The 19893-nt window shown below is 65.7% G+C and carries 5 protein-coding genes and 1 pseudogene; 1 reads left to right on the top strand and 5 read right to left on the bottom strand.

Going from position 1 to position 19893, the window contains the following annotated elements:
* Positions 1–285 precede the first annotated feature (285 nt).
* Genes HBH25_RS14185 through HBH25_RS14200 form a run of 4 tightly spaced genes read right to left on the bottom strand, consistent with a single transcriptional unit; the run spans position 286 to position 17657 of the window.
* On the bottom strand, positions 286–1482 hold the full coding sequence (locus HBH25_RS14185; protein ID WP_168084568.1) for an HlyD family type I secretion periplasmic adaptor subunit: 1197 nt from the start codon (positions 1480–1482) through the stop codon (positions 286–288).
* Positions 1479–3638, bottom strand: a complete 2160-nt coding sequence (locus HBH25_RS14190; protein WP_168084569.1) for a type I secretion system permease/ATPase — start codon at positions 3636–3638, stop codon at positions 1479–1481. The genes HBH25_RS14185 and HBH25_RS14190 overlap by 4 nt, the downstream gene beginning before the upstream one ends.
* A complete protein-coding gene (locus HBH25_RS14195; protein ID WP_168084570.1) occupies positions 3635–5068 on the bottom strand; it encodes a TolC family outer membrane protein in 1434 nt (477 codons plus the stop codon). Before HBH25_RS14195 ends, HBH25_RS14190 begins: the two co-directional genes overlap by 4 nt.
* Positions 5069–5111: 43 nt before the next feature.
* Complete coding sequence (locus HBH25_RS14200; protein WP_168084571.1) at positions 5112–17657, bottom strand: BapA/Bap/LapF family large adhesin; 12546 nt, start codon at positions 17655–17657, stop codon at positions 5112–5114.
* A 415-nt stretch (positions 17658–18072) separates the two neighbouring features.
* On the opposite strand from HBH25_RS14200, the gene arfB reads away from it, so the two are divergent.
* Positions 18073–18486 (top strand): alternative ribosome rescue aminoacyl-tRNA hydrolase ArfB, encoded by a 414-nt coding sequence (gene arfB, locus HBH25_RS14205; RefSeq protein ID WP_168084572.1) that lies wholly within the window; start codon positions 18073–18075, stop codon positions 18484–18486.
* Between the two features lie 16 nt (positions 18487–18502).
* Here arfB and HBH25_RS14210 read toward each other — a convergent pair.
* Positions 18503–19803: pseudogene (locus HBH25_RS14210) on the bottom strand (APC family permease).
* Between the last annotated feature and the right edge of the window lie 90 nt (positions 19804–19893).

Here is a 19893-nt window from a genome sequence, read left to right on the forward strand (position 1 = left end):
TAGAAGATCGCTTTTATATATGCCGAAAATGGTGCGATTAAAGCTTTGAAAGCCGTACTCGAATATGATCACACCTCCAAGGGCGTTAGGTAGTGGTATACCTAGGCAACTGTGACGTTTGTTGATGAGCCTTGGCGCAGTGGTATTAAACTTTCAACACACTCGAATAGCGAGGGCGTGAGAGACGCGGCGCAGTTAGCGCTAAGCATTTTGGAGGAAGGTGTAACAGTTTAGTGTTGGCCACGTTCAGCCGAGCACCTTCCCAGCACTTAACCCAAACAAACCCTAACGCTCCCGCAACGCTTCCCCCGCCTTGTTCAACGGTTTCATCAAATACGCCATCACCGTTTTCGCCCCGGTGCGAATGTCTACGGTCGCGATCATCCCTGGCACGATAGGAAAGCTCGTCCCGGCCTTGTTCAGCAACGCATCCGAGGCGGTGCGGATATACACCCGGTAATAGAACACTTCCGGTTTAGCCTCATCCTGGATCGTGTCGGGGGAAATGTTGACCACGGTGCCGTCCAGGCTGCCGTAGATGGCGTAGTCGTAGGCCGTGATCTTTACCTTGGCGGCTTGGCCGGGGTGGATAAAGGCGATGTCCCGTGGGGCGATGCGGGTTTCGATCAGCAGGCGGTCGTCCATGGGTACGATCTGCATCAATTGCCCATTGGGCGGCACCACACCGCCCAGGGTGGTGACTTCAATGTCCTTGACCACGCCTCGCACCGGGGAGCGGAGGGTAAGCCGTGACAGGGAGTCGGCGCGTCCTCGGATCACCTGGGCGGTGCTGTCCGCTTCGGCGCTGGCCTTGGCCAGTTCCTCCCGTGCTCGCACCACGTACTCGGAACGGGCTTCGGCGGCCTTGAGTTCCAGTTCGGAGCGTTGGCGGTTGAGGCGAATCACCTCTACCTTGCTGGACGCACCAATGCGCGCCAGGTTCTCGGTGATCTCCAGTTCGCTGCGTACCAGCGCCAGGGAGGCGTTGATGCCCTTTAGGGTGGCTTCCAGTCCACGGCGTCGGCTGTTGTACAGCTGCGTTTCACTGCGGATCAGCTCGGGTGAGCTTTCCAGTGCCGGGGGGAAACTCAAGGGCTGGTCGCTGGCTTCGGCTTGCAACCGCGCAACACTGGCAGTAGCCGCTCGAAAGCGGGCCTCGCTTTCACCCACCGTGGATTCGGTTTTGGTCGGGTCCAGCTGGGCCAGCACAGCCCCTTGCTGGACCACATCGCCTTCGGCCACGTTAAGGGAGGCCAGAATGCCGCCCTCTAAAGACTGGATCAACTGCTCACGTGAGCTGGGGACCACCTTGCCGGTCCCGTTGGACACTTCCACCACCTCGAAGGTGGCCGCCCAGGCAATGAACGCGGCCAGTGCCAGGGCCGTCAGCCACACCACGCGGCTGGCCCGTACCACCTGCGTATCATCGGCCCCGTCCAGGTAGGAGGGCGTGTCGGTCACACTGTGGGGTAGGTGCTTCATGCCTGTGGCCCTCCGGGCTGTCGCAACTGGGCCAAAGCGGCATCCCGGGCGTCGTCGATCACGATGCGGCCGTTGTCCACCACGATTACCCGTTCCACTAGTTGCAGCACGCTCACACGGTGGGTGGCCACGATCAGCGTGCGCCCACGGCTCCACTTGCCCAGGTCATCCAGCAACAGCCGCTCGGTCACGTCGTCCAGCGCGGCCGTAGGTTCGTCCAATAGCAGTACCTGCGGCTGGCGTATCAGCAGGCGGGCCAGCAGCAGGCTTTGGCGCTGACCGCCGGAGAGGCCAAGGCCGCCTTCGTGCAGCAGGTGGTCCAGGCCTTTGGGCAGTTGCCGCACAAAGTCCAAGGCCCCCGTGGCTGCCAGGGCGGCGATCAGCTCCTGGTCGCTGGCCAGGCCCGCACCCAGGGTCAGGTTGTCCCGCAAGGTGCCATGGAAGAGCCGGGCCTGTTGTAACAGCAGGCCGACGTCCCGGCGAAGGTCCGCCGGGTCGATATGGTTGAGCGCAATGCCATCCAGGGTGACCTTGCCAGTGGCCAGGTCCATGCTGCCGGCCAAGGCTTGCAGCAGGGTGGACTTGCCCGCGCCATTGCGGCCCAGCACCGCGATCCGCTCGCCGGGGCGAATGCGCAGGCTGGCGACGGTCAGGGCAGGCGTGTCTTCCTGGCTGTAGCGGAAGGTGGCCTGTTCCAGCACATAGTCACCCTTGATGGTGGGTAAGTGCACCCGGCTGCTGCCCTCGGGGTGGTCCAGGGGCAGGCGCATCAGTTTATCCAACCCTTGCAGCGCTACCTTGGCTTGCTGCCAGCGGGTGAGCACGCTGGTGAGCTGGGCCATGGGTGCCATCATGCGTGAGGCCAGCATGGACAGGGCCACCAGGCTGCCGGTGGTAAGGTCGCCACCGATCACCAAGGGCGCGCCCACCACAATCACCACCGCGTAGACCGCGTTTTGCACGTTCTGGGTCCAGGTCACCAGGGTATTGGTGAGGGTGCGCAGTTGCAGGCTGCTCTGGGCGGACGCTGCGTTGTAGCGGTTCCACTGTTGCTGGAAGCGTTGCTCGGCTTGCAGGCCTTTCAGGTCGTCCAGGCCTTGAATGCTTTCGACCAGCATGGCATTGCGCAAGGAGGACTCGCGCAGGTTGGCATTGGCCAGCCGGGCCAGGCGGCGTTGGCAGAGCACGCCGGGAATCACCATGGCCAGTAGCGCGAACAGGGGAATGGCCACCAGCGCCCCGCCGATCAGGTAGAACACCACGGCGAACAGAAAGAAGAAGGGCACATCGGCCAAAGCTGTGGCGGTGCTGGAGGTAATGAGGTCGCGGATCTGCTCCAGCTCGCGCAGTTGTGAAATGAACGAGCCGGTGGAGCGTGGCCGAACCGAGTTACGTAGGCGCAGGGCATGGCCGTACACCAGGTCCGAGACGCGTAGATCCGCGCGCTTGCCCAAAAGGTCCGTAATGCGCAGGCGCATCAGCCGCATCAGAAAATCGAAGGTCATGGCCAATAGCACCCCGCCAAACAGCACGTACAGGGTAGGCAGCGATTCGGCGGGCACTACACGGTCGTACACCTGCATGGAAAACAGTACCCCGGCCATGCCCAACACGTTGGCCACCAGCGAGGCCAGCATCACATGGCCATAGGGCCGCAGGTCCCGCAACACGATGCGCCGGAACCAATGCTCGTCATAAGGGGCGATGTAGTCGTCGGTACGGGCGTCGGCCAGGGGCCGGGCAGGGCGCAGTACCAGAATGCGCCGCACCTGGCCGGTCAGGTCTGCCAGTAGCAAGCGGCTTTGCAGGCCTTGGTCACCGCTGAACGCGATCCCTAGCTCTACACCGCGTTCACCTGCAGCGCCCAGGCCTTGGGCCACGCCCACTTGGCCGTCGTTGAGTTCGATCACCAGAGGCAAGCGCCAGTGGCTGAGCACCCTGGCGTCGGCCCCGCTGAATTTCGCTGTGAGGCCCGCCTGCCGGGCCATGTGCCGTACCACCTGTTCGACCGGCTCGTTCGCAGGGGTGGCGGCCAGGCGGATGCTTTCGGGTGAAACGTCCAGCCGGTAATGCCGCGCCACCGCCAGAACAGCTTCCCTCCAGGGGGTAAAATCAGGCGTGGCTGTCGGGGCAGGCACGTGAGTGGTTTGAGTCATGGCAGCACCTCCACGCCCTGCAGGTTACGGCCCTCAAGGGCAAATACCCGGCGAAGGGCGCCGCTGTTGTACAGGCAGTCGATGTTCAGCCGCTGCAGGTCCGCTTGGGTAGTGGTGAGGTCGAAGCTGGCCTGGTGAATTTCCTGCTCGGCGTTGAGCAGGTCCAGTAATGGCCGTGTGCCTAACTCCAGGTACTGGTGGCCGTACAGCTCGCGCGCCTCTGTGATGTTGCCCTGGCGCCGGTGCAGGGCTTCTAGCCGGTTGTTCAGGCCTAGGGTTTGCACCCGCGCTTCGGCCAACCCCTGCCGCGCCTGAAGCCGGGCGGCATCCTCGGCAGCGTCCGCCGCCGTGAGCGCATAGCCAGCGGCGCGGCTGCGGGCGCTGGTGGCACCACCCTGGTAGATGGGCACCTCCACGTTCAGGTAGAGGCCGGCCTGGGTGCGGTCCAGGTAGGGGTTGTTTTCGTTGTAGCTGTTGTCCAGGTAATGGTTAATCGAGGGCTCCAAGGAGAGGGTGGGATAGGCTTGTGCCCGGGCCTGGGCGAGTTCTGCCTGGGCTTGGTCGCGCTGGGCAAAGGCCGACAGCACTGCCGGCAAGGCATCGCTGCCGGTGTCGCTGGCCTGGCAGGCCTGGCGCAGCTCGGGGGGCGCTTGGTCCGTACCTTCCGGGGTGGTGGCACGGCCCAGCAGGTTGGCCAGGGTCGCCTGCCAGCGGGCATAGGCGGCGCGGTATTCCTGCAAGGTGGCCCTGCCGCCGTCTACGCGGGACTCGGCCTGCACCACGTCCGACCGGGTACTGGCGCCCATGTCGCTGCGCTGCTGGGCCAGGTCCACGATCTTGCTCAGCCCTTGCAACTGGGCCTCGGCAATGGCCATCAGGGCCCGGTAACGCTGGCTTTCGATGTAGGCAAAGGCCGTGTCACGGGCCACTTGGTCGATGGTCAGCAGCAGCTGGGCCTGGGCCTGGGCGGCTTTGGCTTTGGCAGCGCTCACGGCATGGTCCACCTTGCCGAAGTCGTACAGCATCTGCTTGAGCGACAGGCTGAGGGACTGGCTGCCGCGCTCACCGTTGTAGCCGCTGTCCACCCCCGCCTTGAGGCCGCCGCTGACTTGCGGGTAATAGCCCGCTTCAGCGGCGTTGATGCCTTCCCCTTGCTGGTACAGCACGCCCACCGCCTGAGCAATGCTGGGGTGCCATTCCACGGCCTGGCGTATGGCCTCCCCCAAGGTGAACCCCTGCTCGGGGAGCGCGGCACGCAAGGCCGGTGCGGCACGGCGTGGGGCCTGTGCCTGAGTACTGGGATGAGGGCTGGCCCGCAGCCACTGCGGGTCAATGTGTTCTGGCGCCCCTTGCGCCACCAGGTGAATCCCGAACAGGGCCAGTGCCAGCACGGCCCGCCCGCTTACCGTTGTCTCGAACCCTCGAATCACCGCTATCCCTTACTGTGGTTGCGCAATGGCGCCGCTGTCCGTGTCAAACGATCTGGATACCGCTCTGTACCCACAAGTGATGGCTGGGGTCCTCCTGAGGGGTGTACTGGATGTACTCGATGCCCGCCGCCTGGTGCGCGCCCTCTGCACCCCAATGGCCGGTAATGTGCACGCTGTCTTGGGCCGTGCCCTTGATCAACAGGGTTTGAGTGTCGCTGGACACAACGCTCACCAGGTCGGCCAGGCTGAGGGTGAGGTTTACCGGCGCTGTAGTATTGAGGTCGATCACCTCGATGTTGTGTACCCGTGCTGCCAGGTTGCCCAGGTCGATGTTGGCCGCGCCGCCCGCCCACAGCAAAGTGTCGGTGCCGGGGCCGCCATCCACAGCGGTGAACTGTTGGTCCACGATGATCAACGTGTCATTGCCAGCGCCGCCGAGCAGGGTCAGCGCGCCACCGTGCGAGCCGTCCAAGGTGTCGTTTCCACTGGAGCCATGGAGCGTGTCCCCGTGGCTGCTGTTGACCAGCAGGGTGGTACCGTCCACCGGTGCCGTCACGGTATCGGCCATAAGCATCGCCGCACTGATGGCCGCGCCGGCGGGGTTGAGGTTAACGGTGAGTGTGGCGGTATCCACCGTACCGTTGGGGTGGGTAAGCTCGTAGGTGAACACGTCCTGGCGGCCTACCACAGCGTCCGTCTGCCCAGGGGCCAGGGTGTAGGTATAGCTGCCATCGGCCTTGACCAGCAACGTGCCATAAGTCCCCGTGATAGCGGTGCCGTTATAGCCTGGTACTACAAAGTTGCCCGCGGCCAGCACGCTGAGCAGGGTGTAGGGGGAACCCAGCACATCCACACCGCCCCCGGCCGTGTCGGTGAGCAAGTTGCCTGCCACCGGTGTGTAACTGCTCACGACAAACTGGTTGGTATAGGTGGCCACGTTGGTCAGGCCCACGTTGATGGAGGTCGCCACACCCACCCCACCCGTGGCCAGGCGCACTTGGTAGGTGCCCTGGGTCTGGTCGTCCACGACCACGCCATAGGCGCCGCCGCCCAGGCTGACCAGCGCGCTGCCACCCCAGCTACGTACCAGCACGTATTGCCCGTTGGCGGTGTTGAGCTTGTACAGCCCGAGCGTGAGCGACCCCAGCAGCGACAGCAAGCTGGAGGAGGTGAGCGATACGGTCAGGTCGCTAACGGTATTGGCCGCCACGCTAAAGGCGAAGGCACCACTGCCACCGCCCAGTAGCACATTGACCGTGCCCAGGGCGGAGGTGTTGGTGGTCACCCGGTTGGCCAGGCTCAGGGCCGTGCTGGCCACGTCGAAGGTGGCATCCACCACCGTAGCGGGCGCAGCCAAGTTGCCGCTGTTCCACACCTCTGTGGCCTGTGGGCTGTCGATACGCACATACAGGTTGGCGGTGCTGCTCAAGCCATTGGGGTGCACCAACTGGTAGGTGAACACATCCACCTTGCCGACGCTGTTGGCGCTGCCGTTGGCGGTGTAGCGGTAGTTGCCCTGGCCATCGATGCTCAGGGTGCCGTAAGTGCCTTGTACGGTGGTGCCGGTCAACGCGCTCACGAACGCACCATTGCGCAGCACCTGCACCACGGCGCCGTTGTCCGGCCCGGTCACGTCGGTGCTGCCGTTGGTGCCCACGTCCGTTACCACGTTGCCATTGAGCACCGCACCGGCCGTTCCCACGAACTGGTTCAGTGCCGTGACGTCCAGCTGGAGGGTGCTGGACACGTTGGTGAGCACGCCGATGCCCCCACTGGCGACGACCAAACGATAGTTGCCGCTGAGCAGCTTGGCGATATCTACGAGCACCGCCTGCCCGGCAATCACTTGCACATTCAGCAAAGCCCCACTGTTGGCCGTGCCCAAGGTCACCCAATTGCCGGCAGCGTCCTGCACTTGCAAGGTATAGGTAGCGCCGTTGTACAGGGCTGCAGCGTTGCCCGTAGCCAAGGTGAGCAGCGGGTCGGCTGTGGTGCCAGCGTCTACGGTGAAGGCATAGACTTTGTTGAAGCCGGCCAGGGGTGTGCTAAAGCTGTCCGAGTAGGTACGAGTGGTCACGGCCGGGGCCAGGTTGACGGTGGCCGTGGTGAGGTTGTCGGTGGCGATCACCGGGCGGTCCACGTCCACGTCCGGCGCAGTGACCGTGCGGATGGCAGACAGGTTGCCACTGCTGTCGCGCAGGGTCACGCTGAGCACTTCGCCATTGATCTGCGCACTGCTCAAAGCCACGGTGAACGTGCCATTGGCTGCCACCGTGGCCGTGCCCAGGGTCACCCCTGCGGCGCTGCGCAGGGTCACAGTGGTGCCCGCCTCGCCTGTACCGCTCACGCTGGTGCCGTCTGCCGCTACCACCAGCGCGGCGGCAGCGGCCGGTGGCGTAAGGTCCGGCGCGGTGGCAGTGATGGCTGTAGACAGGTTCCCCGCCGCATCAGCCTGGGTAATGCTCAGGGCTTGGCTGTCGATCTGGGCGGGGGTAAGCGCCACGGAATAGGTGCCATTGGCGGCGACCGTGGCGCTGCCCAGCAATACGCCCAGTGCGTTGCGCACAAAAATACGTGCGCCCGCGACACCGGTCCCTGTGACCACCGTGCCCGCGGCGCCAACCACCCCGGTAGCCGGCGCGCCAGGTGGCGTAATGTCGGGCGCGGTAAGCCCCACCTGGGAGGACGCGTTGCCAGCGGCGTCGGTGAGGCGCACCGTTAGCGCCTGGCCGTCGGCTTGGGGCGGGTTGAGTGTGACGGAAAACAGCCCGGTGCTGCCCACCGTCGCGCTGCCCAGCAAGGTGCCTGTGGCACTGTAGACGCCTGCCGTGGCGCCGGCCTCACCGCTGCCGGTCACGGCGCTGCCGTCTCCTGCCACGGCCAGGGCCGCAGGCGCCAGCGGTGGCGTCACATCCGAGGCGGTGAGGGCAGCGCTGGTGCTGTTGCCCGCTGGGTCTGCCTGGCGCACGGTCAGTACCTGGCCATTGAGCTGGGCTGAACTGAGCTGCACCACAAAGGCACCGGTGGCGCCCACGACTGCTGTGCCCAATACAACGCCTGTGGCACTGGTCACATTCACGGTGGCCCCCGCTTCGCCGGTTCCCGTGACCTGCAGGCCGCTGCTGCTCAGCAGCAGGTTGGTAAAGGGGGCAGGTGGGGTCGTGTCGGCGGCCACCAGTGGCGTGGCAGCCGATACGTTTCTCGCCGCATCGCTAAGGGTCACGCTCAAGGCTTGGCCGTTCAACTGCGCGGCGCTAAGGGTGACGCTGAAGGTGCCATTGCTGGCTACCAGTGCCGTACCCAGCACGGCGCCACTGCTGGAGAGCACGGTGGCCGTGGCGCCGGCCTCACCCGTGCCGGTAAGCACTTGCCCTGCGCTGGTAAGGGCCAGTGCTGCCGGGGCGGCGGGGGGCGTAATATCCGGTGCCGTGATGCTCACGGCTGGCGAGGTGTTGAGGGCGGTATCCGCCTGGGTTGCGGTAAGGGCCTGGCCGTTGGCCTGGGCCGGGCTCAGCAGTACGCTCACCGCACCTGTGGCGTCCACCAGCCCGGAGCCCAGCACCGTGTTATCTGCAGCACGCACCGTCACCGTCGCGCCTGCTTCGCCACGTGCGGTGACAAGCGTGCCGGTGCCGTTGATCACCACATCGGTCAAGGCCGCCGGCGGGGAAGTGTCCGCCGCCGTCAATGGTGCAGAAAGGGATTCCCCACCGGCTGATGTGGTGGCGGTCACCTCCAGTACTTGGCCGTTGGTCTGTGGGGTGTTCAACGTCAGGCTGAAGCTGCCATCGGGGGCTGCCGTGGTGCTGCCCAGCACGGCCCCTGCGCTGCTGTAGGCCCGCACCTGGCTGCCGGCTGTGGCATTGCCTGTCAGAGTCAGCCCATCGGCGGCGAGTGCCAGTGTGGTAGGGGGTGGTGGCGGTGGTACGGTAGGCACGGAGAACGTCTGGGCCGCAGACAGGTTACCTGCGGCGTCGGCCTGGATCACGCTCAGGGTATCGCTGGCGGCGAGGGTGCCCGGCAAGCTCACCACAAAGGCACCACTGGCATCGACCGTGGCGCTGCCCAGTACCTGCCCGCCACGGGTCACGGTTACCAGCGCCCCAGGCTCGCCGCGCCCGCCCAGGAGGGTGTAATCGTTGCTGATGGCCAAAGCCGTCACGGCGCCTGGCGCTGTGATGTCAGCCACGGTGTAGGCCAGGGAGGCCGAGGCATTGCCTCTAGCGTCCTGGGCCACCAGGCTGAGGGTCTCGCCATTGGCCTGGGGCGGGTTCAAGACGATGCTGAAGGCACCGCTCGCGTCCACGGGGCCGCTGCCCAGCAGTGTGCCATCGGCCGCCCGTACCTCAACGCGGCCCCCTGCTTCGGCGGTGCCAATCAGCTGAGCGCCGCTGTTTTCCAGCCGAACCACTACGGGCAGGGCGGGCCCTGTGATGTCCGCTGCGGTGACCGGGGTTGGCAACGAGGTGTTACCGGCAAGGTCCACCTGAGTCACGCTAAGGGTCTGGCCGTTTACCTGGGCGCTGTTAAGCGCCAGAGTGAACTGCCCATCTGGCCCGGCTGTGGCGGTGCCCAAAGCCAGGCCGGTAGGGCCGGTCACGCTTACAGACGCGCCGGCTTCGGCGGTACCGGTGAGCACCAGGCCATCCGCGCTGAGCACCAGGTTGCTCACGGGCGCTGCGGTGACATCCGCCGCCTGGTACAAGAGGCGAATCGACGCATTGCCGCTGGCATCGGTTTGCACCACCGTGAGCACCTGGCCATTGAGTTGGGCACTGCCCAAGGCGGCCGTCCAGGTGCCGTCTGCGTTCACGGTGGCGGTGCCGAGCACCGTGCCGTTCGCTGAAGTCACTACCAGCGCGGCGTTGGCCTCACCGGTGCCGGCCAGGGTCAGGCCATCGGCACTCAAGGTCGTCACAACGGGGGCAGAGGGCGGTGTGAGGTCAGGCGCGGTCAGGCGGGTCGGCCCGGAGGGGTTACCGGTGGCATCCTGGGCGGTCACCGTCAGCACCTGCCCATTGAGCTGCGGTGTCACCAGGGCCAGAGCGAAGGTGCCATCGCTGGCCACGGTGCCCAGCGCCAGGGTATCGCCAGTGGCATTGGTGACCACCAGCGCCGTGCCCGCTTCACCCGTGCCGCTGAGCACGGCCCCGGCAGGGTCCAGAGAAAGCCCGGCCACTGCCGCAGGGGGCGTGGTGTCAGGTGCAGTGAATGCGGCAACGGGCGACAGGTTGCCTTGGGCATCAACCAGGCGCACCTGCAGCGTTTCGCCATTCAAGGCAGGGGTTGTAAGGGCGATTGAGAACAGGCCGGTGCTGCCCACATCCCCTTCGCCCAACAGCGTCCCGTCAGCCAGGGTAACGCGCACGCGCGCTGCGGGTTCGCCAACGCCCGTGAGCAGATCACCCAGGGTATTAAGCACCAGGCCCGTGGCCAAGCCCGGCGGGGTCAAGTCAGGTGCGTCGATCTGCACGGGCTGGCTGATGTTCCCGGGTGGGTCCGCCTGTTGTACCGTCAGCCGTTCGAAGTTCACCTGGGGCGGGTTCAGCCCCACGCTGAAGCTGCCGTTGGCCAGCACCACGGTGCTGCCTAGCAGCGTACCCGCCGCGTCGCGCACGGTCACCGTTGCGCCAGCCTCGCCATTGCCACTGACCACAGCGCCGGCAGCATTGATCGCCACGTTGGCCAACACGTCCGGCGCAGTCAGGTCCACCGCTGTCAGGGTGGCTGGCGCCGATACATTGCCCACGGCATCGGCCTGGGTAAAGGTCAGCACCTGGGCATTGAGCAGGGGTGTGCCCAATACCAGGCTGAAGGCGCCCGTGCTGCCTACCACGGCCGTGCCCAGCACCACGCCATCGGCGTCGCTGACAGTGACCCTGGCACCGGCCTCGCCACGGCCGGTGATGCTGGCGCCGTCTGCGCCGATGTTGAGGGCAGTGACAGCGTTCGGGGCTGTGGTGTCTGCGGCCAGTACGCTTGCTGGCAGCGACGCATTGCCACCGGCGTCGGTCAGCGTGACGGACAACAACTGGCCGTTGGCCTGTGCCGAGGCCAGTGTCAGCTGGAACGTGCCGTCCAGGCGAACGGTACCGCTGCCCACTTGCGCACCGGTGGCGTCTACGACACGCACCTGAGCACCGGCCTCGCCACTGCCGGACAGCAACAGGCCATCGCCGCTCAGGGCCAGGCCGCTGGCGGCGTCAGGAGCGGTCAGGTCGGGGGCCAGCACCGCCGTGGACACAGACTCATTGCCGGCTCCATCGGTTTGGCTGAGTGACAGGGTTTGCCCGGCGACTTGTGGCGGTGCCAGGGTCAAGGCGAAGGTGCCGTCGCTGTTGACGGTGGCCGTGCCCAGAATCAGCCCGCCTTGGGCCAGTACCCTCACGGTGGCGCCGGGTTCGCCAAAGCCAATCAAGCTAACGCCGTCTCGGGCCAGGTTGAACGTGGTGACCTGTGCGGGCGGTGTCACGTCCGGCGCCACCAGGGCCGCAGGCTCCGCGTTGATGCCATCCGTAGACGTGGCGATGACCGATAACGCCTCGCCGTTCAGCTGAGCGGCGGTAAGCGGTGCGTTGAAGGTGCCATCACTGCCTGCCAGTGCAATGCCCAGCAACTGGCCTGTGGCGCTGTAGACCCTGACCAGGCTGCCAGCGTCGGCCGTGCCATTGACATTCAAGCCATCGGCGCTGAGCAGCAGGTTACTGGCGGTGGTAGGCGCCAGTTGCCCCGGTGCGATCACAGCAGTGGCGGCCGAGGCGTTTCCAACCCCATCGGTAGCGATGACCAGCAGGCTATCACCGCCTGCCGCTGCGGGAACCAGTGCCAGGGTGAAGCGGCCCTCGGCATTCACAGAGCCAGTGCCCAATACCGTGCCATCTGCAGCGGTTGCTGTGACCTGCGAGCCCGCCTCCCCCAGCCCGGTCAGCGTAACCCCGTCGGCCGACACGGCCAGGCTGGTCAGGGGTGAGGGCGGCGTAATGTCAGTGGCCACCAGCGTCGCCACCGGCGAAAGGTTACCTGCTGGGTCAACGGCAATGGCCGACAAGGTTTGCCCGTTAAGCTGGGGCGTGCTGAGTGCAATCGCAAACAGGCCGTTGGGGGCGGCTGTGGCCACGCCTAGGGCTGTTCCTTGACCATCGAACACGGTGATTTGCACCCCGGGTTCGGCAAGGCCGCTGAGCTGCAGGCCATTGGGCGTGAGCGCCAGGCCCGTCGGACTGTCGGGTGGTGTGATGTCTGGCGCAATCAGGCTCACAGCCGGCCCTTCGTTGCCGGGTGGGTCTTCCTGGTTCACGGTCAGCGCCTGAGCGTTGAGCTGCGGGCTGCCCAGGGCAAGGCTGAAGGCGCCTGTGGCAGCCACGAGGCCCGTCCCCAGTACGGTTCCGCTCACATCGCGCACGAAGACGGTAGCGCCAGGCTCACCGTGCCCGGTCAGGGTCACGCCGTCAGCATTGAGCACCACGCCACTCAGGGCGGCGGGCGGGCTGATGTCGGGGGCCAGGAAGTTGGTAGCGACCGAGGCATTGCCGTTGGCATCGGTCTGAATGATGTCCAGGGTTTCGCCGTTGATAGGGGGGGGCGCCAGGCTCAGGTTGAAACCGCCGTTGGCATCGACTGTGCCAGTGCCCAGCAACGTACCATTGGCCGTCTGTACCCGTACCACCGCGCCGGGCTCCCCCAGCCCGGAAAAGGCTGAGCCATCCGCTGCGATTGACAGCCCGGTAACGGCGGTGGGCGCCGTATTGTCAGGTGTACCCACGGCGGCGGTAGGTGAGGTATTGCCGCTGGCGTCGGTAAGTTCCACGCTCAACGCCGCACCGGTGTTCTGGGCCAGGGGCAGGGTGATTTGGAACACACCGCTCTGGTTCACCGTGCCTGAGGCCAGCACCGTGCCGGCGGCATCACGTACGGTGGCCAGGGCCCCGGCCTCGCCCAGCCCGCTGACCACCGTGCCGAAGGTATTGACTGCCAGCCCTGTGGGAGCCACAGGGCCTTGCAGGTCGGGGGTGACCAAGGTGCTGGCCTGGGATGTGTTACCGGCCCCGTCTGTTTGCACCACGGTCAGCACTTGCCCATTGAGCTGGGCCGGCACCACCGTGACGGCAAAGGCGCCGTTGTTGGCCACCAGCGCCGTGCCCAGTACGGTATTGGCCGCATCGCGTACGGTCACCGTGGCGCCCACTTCACCGCGCCCGGTGACCAGCGTGCCGCTACTGGCACTGGCGACGGCCGAAGGTGCCTCGGGTGCCGTGACATCGGCGGCGGCGAGGGTGGTGGCCACCGAAGTGGTGCCGCTGGCGTCGGTCGCGCTCACATGCAACAACTGGCCATTGAGCTGGGCGGCGCGCATCAGCACGCGGAAACTGCCATCGCTGCCGACAAGGGCCGCCCCCAGGCTGCTGCCGGCGTTGTCGACGACCGACACGGTGGTGCCAGGCGCACCGGTGCCCGTAACGGTAAAGCCGTCCCCCGTCAGCGCGAGGTTGCCAGGTGTGGGTACTTCGGTCCCGCTGGGGCCGTTGAGGGTGGCAGGAGCGGACGTGTTGCCCAGTGCGTCTGCGGCCACCACGCTTAGCACATCGGTGCTGACGGCGGCGGGTACGAGGGTCAGGCTGAACACCCCATCCGGGCCTACGGTTGCCGTGCCTAGCACGACGTTAGCGGCGGTGGACACTGTGACGGTGGCACCGGCTTCGGCCGTGCCGGACAAGGTGCTGCCATCGGGGCTGATAGCCAGGGTGTTGACGGTTGCGGGCGGTGTGGTGTCCGGTGCCGTGGTACCACTGGGCTGTGAACGGTTGCCGGCCAGGTCGGTCGCGATCACTTGCAAAGCCTGGCCATTGAGCAACGGGGCAGGCAGGTTGAACACGAAGGTGCCATCGGCTGCCGCCGTCGCCGTGCCCAGCACGGTGCCGCTCGCGTCCTGGATTTCTAGTGAACTGGCCGCTTCGGCGGCGCCACGCAGAACCTGCCCGGTCAGGTCCACGGTCAGGCCAGTTGGGGCCAGTGGCGCTGTGAGGTCGGCTGCAGTGACCGGCTGTGTGGCCGAGGTATTGCCGCTGGCGTCGGCCTGCTCCACGGTCAGCGCCTGGCCGTTCAACTGAGGCGGGGTGAGCGGGGCACTGAAATGCCCGGTGGTGTCCACTTGGGCCGTGCCCAGTACAGCACCTGCGCCGTCCCGAACAGTCACGTTGGCACCCACTTCACCCGTGCCGGTCAGCACCGCGCCGTTGCCACTGAGCTGCAGGTCGTCTACGCGTGCAGGCGCTGTCCCATCGGGAGCTGTCAGGCTCAGCAGCGTTGACCGGTTACCGGCGGCATCCTCAGCGTCCACTTGCAGGGCCTGGCCATTGAACTGGGGTTGGGAGAGGGCCAGGGTAAAACGGCCGTCGGCGTTGGCGGTGGTGGTGCTCAGCACAGTGCCGTCCAAGCTGCGCAAGCGCACAGTGGCAAATGCCTCGCCCTGGCCGCTCAGGGCACTGCCGTCTGCTGCAAAGCTCAGCGCCGTAGGCACTGCGGGGGCCAGAATGTCTGGCGCTTGCACAGCGCCAGGTTGGGACGTATTGCCGGCCGCGTCCGTTTGCACCACTTGCAGGGTTTCCCCGTTTACCTGGGGGGTGGCCAGCGTGAGCTCAAAGCGACCATTGCCGCCCACGATGCCGGTGCCCACTACCGCGCCGGCTCCATCGGCGGCCGTCACCGTTGCACCCGGCTCGCCGGTGCCGCTCAGCAGCCGGCCGTTGGCTGACAGGCTCAGGTCGGCCAAGTTAGCAGGGGGTGTCTGGTCCGGTGCTGTCACGGTAAGGGCGGTACTGATATTGCCGGCGGTGTCCGTGGCCAGTAACCATAGGCTCTGAGCACTCAACTGAGGGGTAGCCAACGGCACACTGAACGTACCGTCGGCACCCACGGTCGCGATTCCGATCGTGGTCGCGGTGGCGTCGAGTACGCGCACCGTGGCACCGGGCTCGCCATTGCCGGTAACGGTCAGGCCAAGTGTGTCGATCAGTACGTTGGTCACCGGCGCCGGTGGTTGCAGGTCTGCAGCGGTCAAGGGCACGGCAGCGGAGGCATTGCCTGCTGCGTCTACCGCGCTGACCTGCAAGGCTTGGCCGTTGAGTTGCGCGGCTGGCAGGTTGACCGCGAAGCGTCCATCGGCCCCCACCACAGCGCTGCCCAGCAGCGTACCGTCGGCGGCCCGCACGCTGACCGTCGCCGCCACCTCGCCACGGCCGCTGAGCACGGTGCCGCTCACGTCCAGGGTGAGGGCCTCAGGCAGCAGCGGACCGTTCAGGTCTGGTGCCGTTATGGCTGCGGCGGCAGAGCCATTGCCGGTGGCGTCGCTGAGGCTGACTTGCAGGCCCTGGCCATTGAGCTGCACCGGGTTGAGCGGTACGGCAAAGCTGCCCACCGCGTTTACGGTCGCAGTCCCCAGTAGTGCGCCGCTCGCATCGCGCACGGTCACCGTGGCGCCCACTTCCCCACGGCCACTGAGCAAAGCGCCATTAGGGTTGATCGCCACGTCGGTGGCAACGCCCGGCGGGGTGAGGTCGGGCGCTGTGGCCAGCGCGGTCACCGATATGCCTGTAGAGCCATCGACCACGCTGACATCCAGCAATTGGCCGTTCTGCTGAGCCGTAGCCAGCACCACGCTGAAGGTGCCATCGGCAGCCACAGTGGCTGTCCCCAGCAGGCTTCCGTCACCGGCACGCACGTCCACCCTGGCGCCTGCCGTGGCAGTCCCGGTGACCGTAATGCCATCGGTGCTGACGACCAGGGCCGTGGGTGCCACCGGTGCAGAAACCGGCACCACCGCACTGGCGTTAGGAGACAGGTTGCCGGCCGCGTCGGCCTGGCGCACGGTCAATAGGCCGCCCACGTTGGCCGCCGGGGTCAGGGCCAGAACAAAGGTGCCGTTGCTGGCCACGGTGCCTGTGGCCAGTACGTCGTTGGTGGCATTGGCCACCGTCACCGTGGCACCTGCTTCACCCTGGCCAGACAATGCCAGCCCGTTGCTGCTCACCACCAGGTCGGTGACGGCCAAGGGCGGTGTACTGTCGGGCGCGGTGACCAGGGCCTGGATCGAGCTGTTGCCGTTGCCCGCTGTCGCGGTGACGTCAAAGGCTTCGCCATTGGTATAGGCCGTATCCAGCGCCGCCGTAAAGGTGCCGTCCAGCCCGGCACGGGCCGTCGCGATCACCCGGCCTAGGCTGTTGCGCACCAGCAGGCGCACACCGCCACGGGCAACACCGGTCAGGGTCAGGCCATCGCTGCTGATCACCAGGTCAGTGGGGGCGGGGGGCTGGCTGAGGTCTGGAGCCTGCACCGGCAGGTTGGGCGACACATTGCCTGCCGCGTCGGTGAGGGTGAGTTGAAGCACCTGGCCACTGATCACGCCAGGGACCACGGGCAGTTCGAAGGCCCCGTCCGCGGCAACGGTGCCGGTTATCAGCACATTGCCCGCCGCGTCATACAGGGTAACCGTGGCGCCGGCTTCTCCGCGGCCGCTGAGCACAGTGCCGTCGCCACTGATGGCAACGTCCGTGGCCGCCGCAGGTGCGGTGACGTCAGGGCCGTCCGGAAGCGCCGGAAGGCCTACGGTAGCATCGGCCGAGGTGTTGCCGGCAGCATCCGTGGCATTGACGCTCAGGGTAACGCCTGCACCAGGGGCCGGGGTAAGCGTTACGCTGAAGGTGCCGTCAGCTCCCGCAATGGCCGAGCCCAGCCCCGTGCCGTTGGCGTCTCTCACCCTTACGGTAGCGCCAGCTTCGGCCGTACCACTGAGTACTCCCACCGTGGCGTCCACGGCCAGGTTGGCGGGTAGGGCAGGAGGGGTGACATCATTGGCCGTGAAGCTGGCCGTCGGGGACACATTGCCGGCCGCGTCGGTTTGCGCAACGGCCAGGATTTCGCCATTAAGCTGTGCGGTATTCAGCACCACCGCAAAGCGCCCGTCGGCCCCTACCGTCACCGTGCCCAACAGGTTCCCTGCAGCGCTGAATACCCGCACGCTAGCGCCGCTTTCGCCTAACCCGGCGAGCGTCAGGCCGTCGCTGCTCAGGCTCAAGCCAGTGGGAGCGGCGGGGGCCAGGGTATCCGTGGCCGGTGGCGTGGCGGCAGCACCCCCACCACCGCCCCCGCCCGTAAGGCCACCATTGGCGGCTGCAGCCGCGCCGCCAGCCCCCAACGCACCCAGGCCCGCGATGGCCCATTCCGGCGTTGCGCTACCCACCACGCCAGCACTGGCCAGCAAGGTATCTACCGAAGACAGCTCGGTAAAACTGAAGCCATTGAACGCCTCCGCGCTGTATTGGGCTTGCCAGAGCACACCGTCTTCGCCCTGGAACACCATGTCGCTGCGCACACCTTCGGCGGTGGCCTGGAAGAAGTTGCCGACGGTGACCTGCTCACCGGTTTTGAGGGTAACGACCGCGTTCTGCCCCACGCGTGCGACCGATGCCACCTGGGCAGGTGCAACAGGCATTTGCACCACCCCCGGTTGCTGCAGCTCAATATCTCCCCAAGTACGGGCGGACAGCTGGGCGGTGGATTTGTCAGCGACGACGATGTTGTCTGAAACAGCCATTGCGCTCCTTGCTTAAGCATCACCGTGGGGCGGAGTGTTCTGGCTGCGAGAGAGGAAGCCGCCCGAACCTAGTGCCCGTTTTCTGTGGGATCCGTTATCTGTATAGCAGTGAAGGCACTGTGCCGCCTGAGGTTTTTGCATCCTTGGCGCGCTAATTTGTTTAAAAATCAAGGTAATGAGCGTTAAATATTGGAATTTGCCTCACGCGAAACTCCTGTCGCACAAGGCCCTCACGCGGCAGTGCGCGTGAAAATCCTTATTTATTGGATGGCGTTTCCCCGACAGACGGCCATGCCGTCTGTCGTTATGAAATGGCCGCTGCGCCCATTGAGTCATCAGTGGCGGCCCAATGTGCTTGTAGCGCCATTCAAACCGGGGCAAGGTGGCGGGTATTTACGCAAGCCACAGGTCGCCCATGCTGGACATCTCAAACACCGTTCAACTGCCCGACAGCGACATCACGCTCACGGCCATCCGGGCCCAGGGTGCGGGTGGGCAAAACGTGAATAAAGTGTCGAGTGCCGTCCACTTGCGCTTCGACATCCAGGCGTCGTCGCTGCCTGACTTTCATAAGGCGCGATTGATGGCGCTAAGGGATAGCCGCATCACCAGCGACGGTGTAGTGATTATCAAGGCGCAGCAGTACCGCACCCAGGAGCAGAACCGTGAGGATGCCCTGGCGCGCTTGCGGGAGCTGATTCTGGCGGCGGTTGTGGTGCAGAAGGCCCGCCGGCCCACCCGGCCCACCAAGGCCTCGAAAGTGCGGCGGTTGGAGGGCAAGACCAAGCGAAGTGCGATCAAGGCAGGGCGGGGGAAGGTCGATATCTGAGCCTGAGGGGTTAGCCTCAGGCGTGGCGCTGGCGGGTCACTCCGTACAACACCAGCCCTACCACCAGCATCACCCCGGCGCGCAGCCAGGTTGCCGGCCCTTGCTGGGCGAGCAACAACACGCAAGACACCACCGCTAAGGCTGGAAATACCCAGTGCACGCGGAAGTGGGCTTCAGCCACCGTGTCCCGCTTGAGTACCAGTACTGCCACGTTGGTGCTCAGGAACACGAACAGCAATAGCAGCACCACGGTTTCGGCCAGTATTTCCAGGGTGCTAGTAAACGTTAGGGCGATAGCGACCAGGGTGGTAGCCAGGATGGCCCAACCCGGTGTCCGCCGTTTGGGCAGAACGCGCCCGAGCACCTCAGGCAACAAGCCTTCGCGGGCCATGCCATAGGCCAGCCGGCTGGCCATGATCATGGTCAGCAGCGCGCCATTGGCGACGGCGATCAGGGCGATCACCGCAAACCAGCGTGAAGGAATACCCAGGCCAGACGCGCTGATCACATCCATCAGCGGTGCACTGGACGCCTTGAGCTGGTCTACCGGCAGTACCAGTGCGGCGCCGGCCCCTACCAACAGGTACATCGCCCCGGCAATGAGCAGGGCGCTGAACAACGCGCGCGGGTATACGCGCCGTACGTCCTGCACCTCTTCGGCCAGGTTGGCAGACGTTTCGAAGCCTACAAATGAATAGAAGGCCAACAGGGAGGCGCCTAGAATCGCAGCGGCAGGGGCCTGGGAATCCACTTCCAATAAACGCGCTGGCACGGCTTGGCCACCCGCTGCGAACCAGCCTGCGGCCACCACCACCATCACCAGGCCGCTCAATTCAACCAGGGTCATCACCAGGTTAGCGCGCAGCGACTCCTTGATGCCTTGGGCATTGAGCAGCGCCACAATCACCAGAAAACAGCCGCTGCCCAACTGGAGGGCCAGTGCACGAACACACCCAGGTAGTCACCGGCAAAGGCCTTGGCCAGCCCGGCAGCACTGGTTACCCCAGCGGCCAACATGGAAAACCCGACCAGAAAGGACAGCAACGGCTTGCCAAACGCTCGCTCAGCAAATACCGCAGCGCCTCCCGCCCGAGGGTATTTGGTAACCAACTCGGCATAGGAGGCTGCCGTGAGCAAGGCGAAGAAGAGGGCAATCAGCAGCGGCGCCCAGATCGCCCCGCCCACACGCCCGGCAATGGTGCCTGCCAAGGCGTATACCCCGGCGCCCAGTACATCGCCCAAGATAAACAGCAACAGCAAAGGGGTGGTGATGACGCGCCGAAGGGTGTGTGGCGGGCTCTGGGTAGCAGTAGTCATATGGGAAGCGCTCCAGCAAGGCGGCAGATGCCGCAGTGCTAGGTGAGAGCGCCCTGCCTGGGCAATGGTTCTGCTCGGCTGTTAACTGCT

It is taken from the genome of Pseudomonas quercus, from assembly GCF_012033695.1.
Taxonomy (GTDB): domain Bacteria; phylum Pseudomonadota; class Gammaproteobacteria; order Pseudomonadales; family Pseudomonadaceae; genus Aquipseudomonas; species Aquipseudomonas quercus.

Bases quoted from the DNA above. Each gene is read 5' to 3' on its own strand.
- HBH25_RS14190 (WP_168084569.1), bottom strand. From the start codon at position 3,638: ATGACTCAAACCACTCACGTGCCTGCCCCGACAGCCACGCCTGATTTT.
- arfB (WP_168084572.1), top strand. From the start codon at position 18,073: ATGCTGGACATCTCAAACACCGTTCAACTGCCCGACAGCGACATCACG.
- HBH25_RS14200 (WP_168084571.1), bottom strand. From the start codon at position 17,657: ATGGCTGTTTCAGACAACATCGTCGTCGCTGACAAATCCACCGCCCAG.
- HBH25_RS14185 (WP_168084568.1), bottom strand. From the start codon at position 1,482: ATGAAGCACCTACCCCACAGTGTGACCGACACGCCCTCCTACCTGGAC.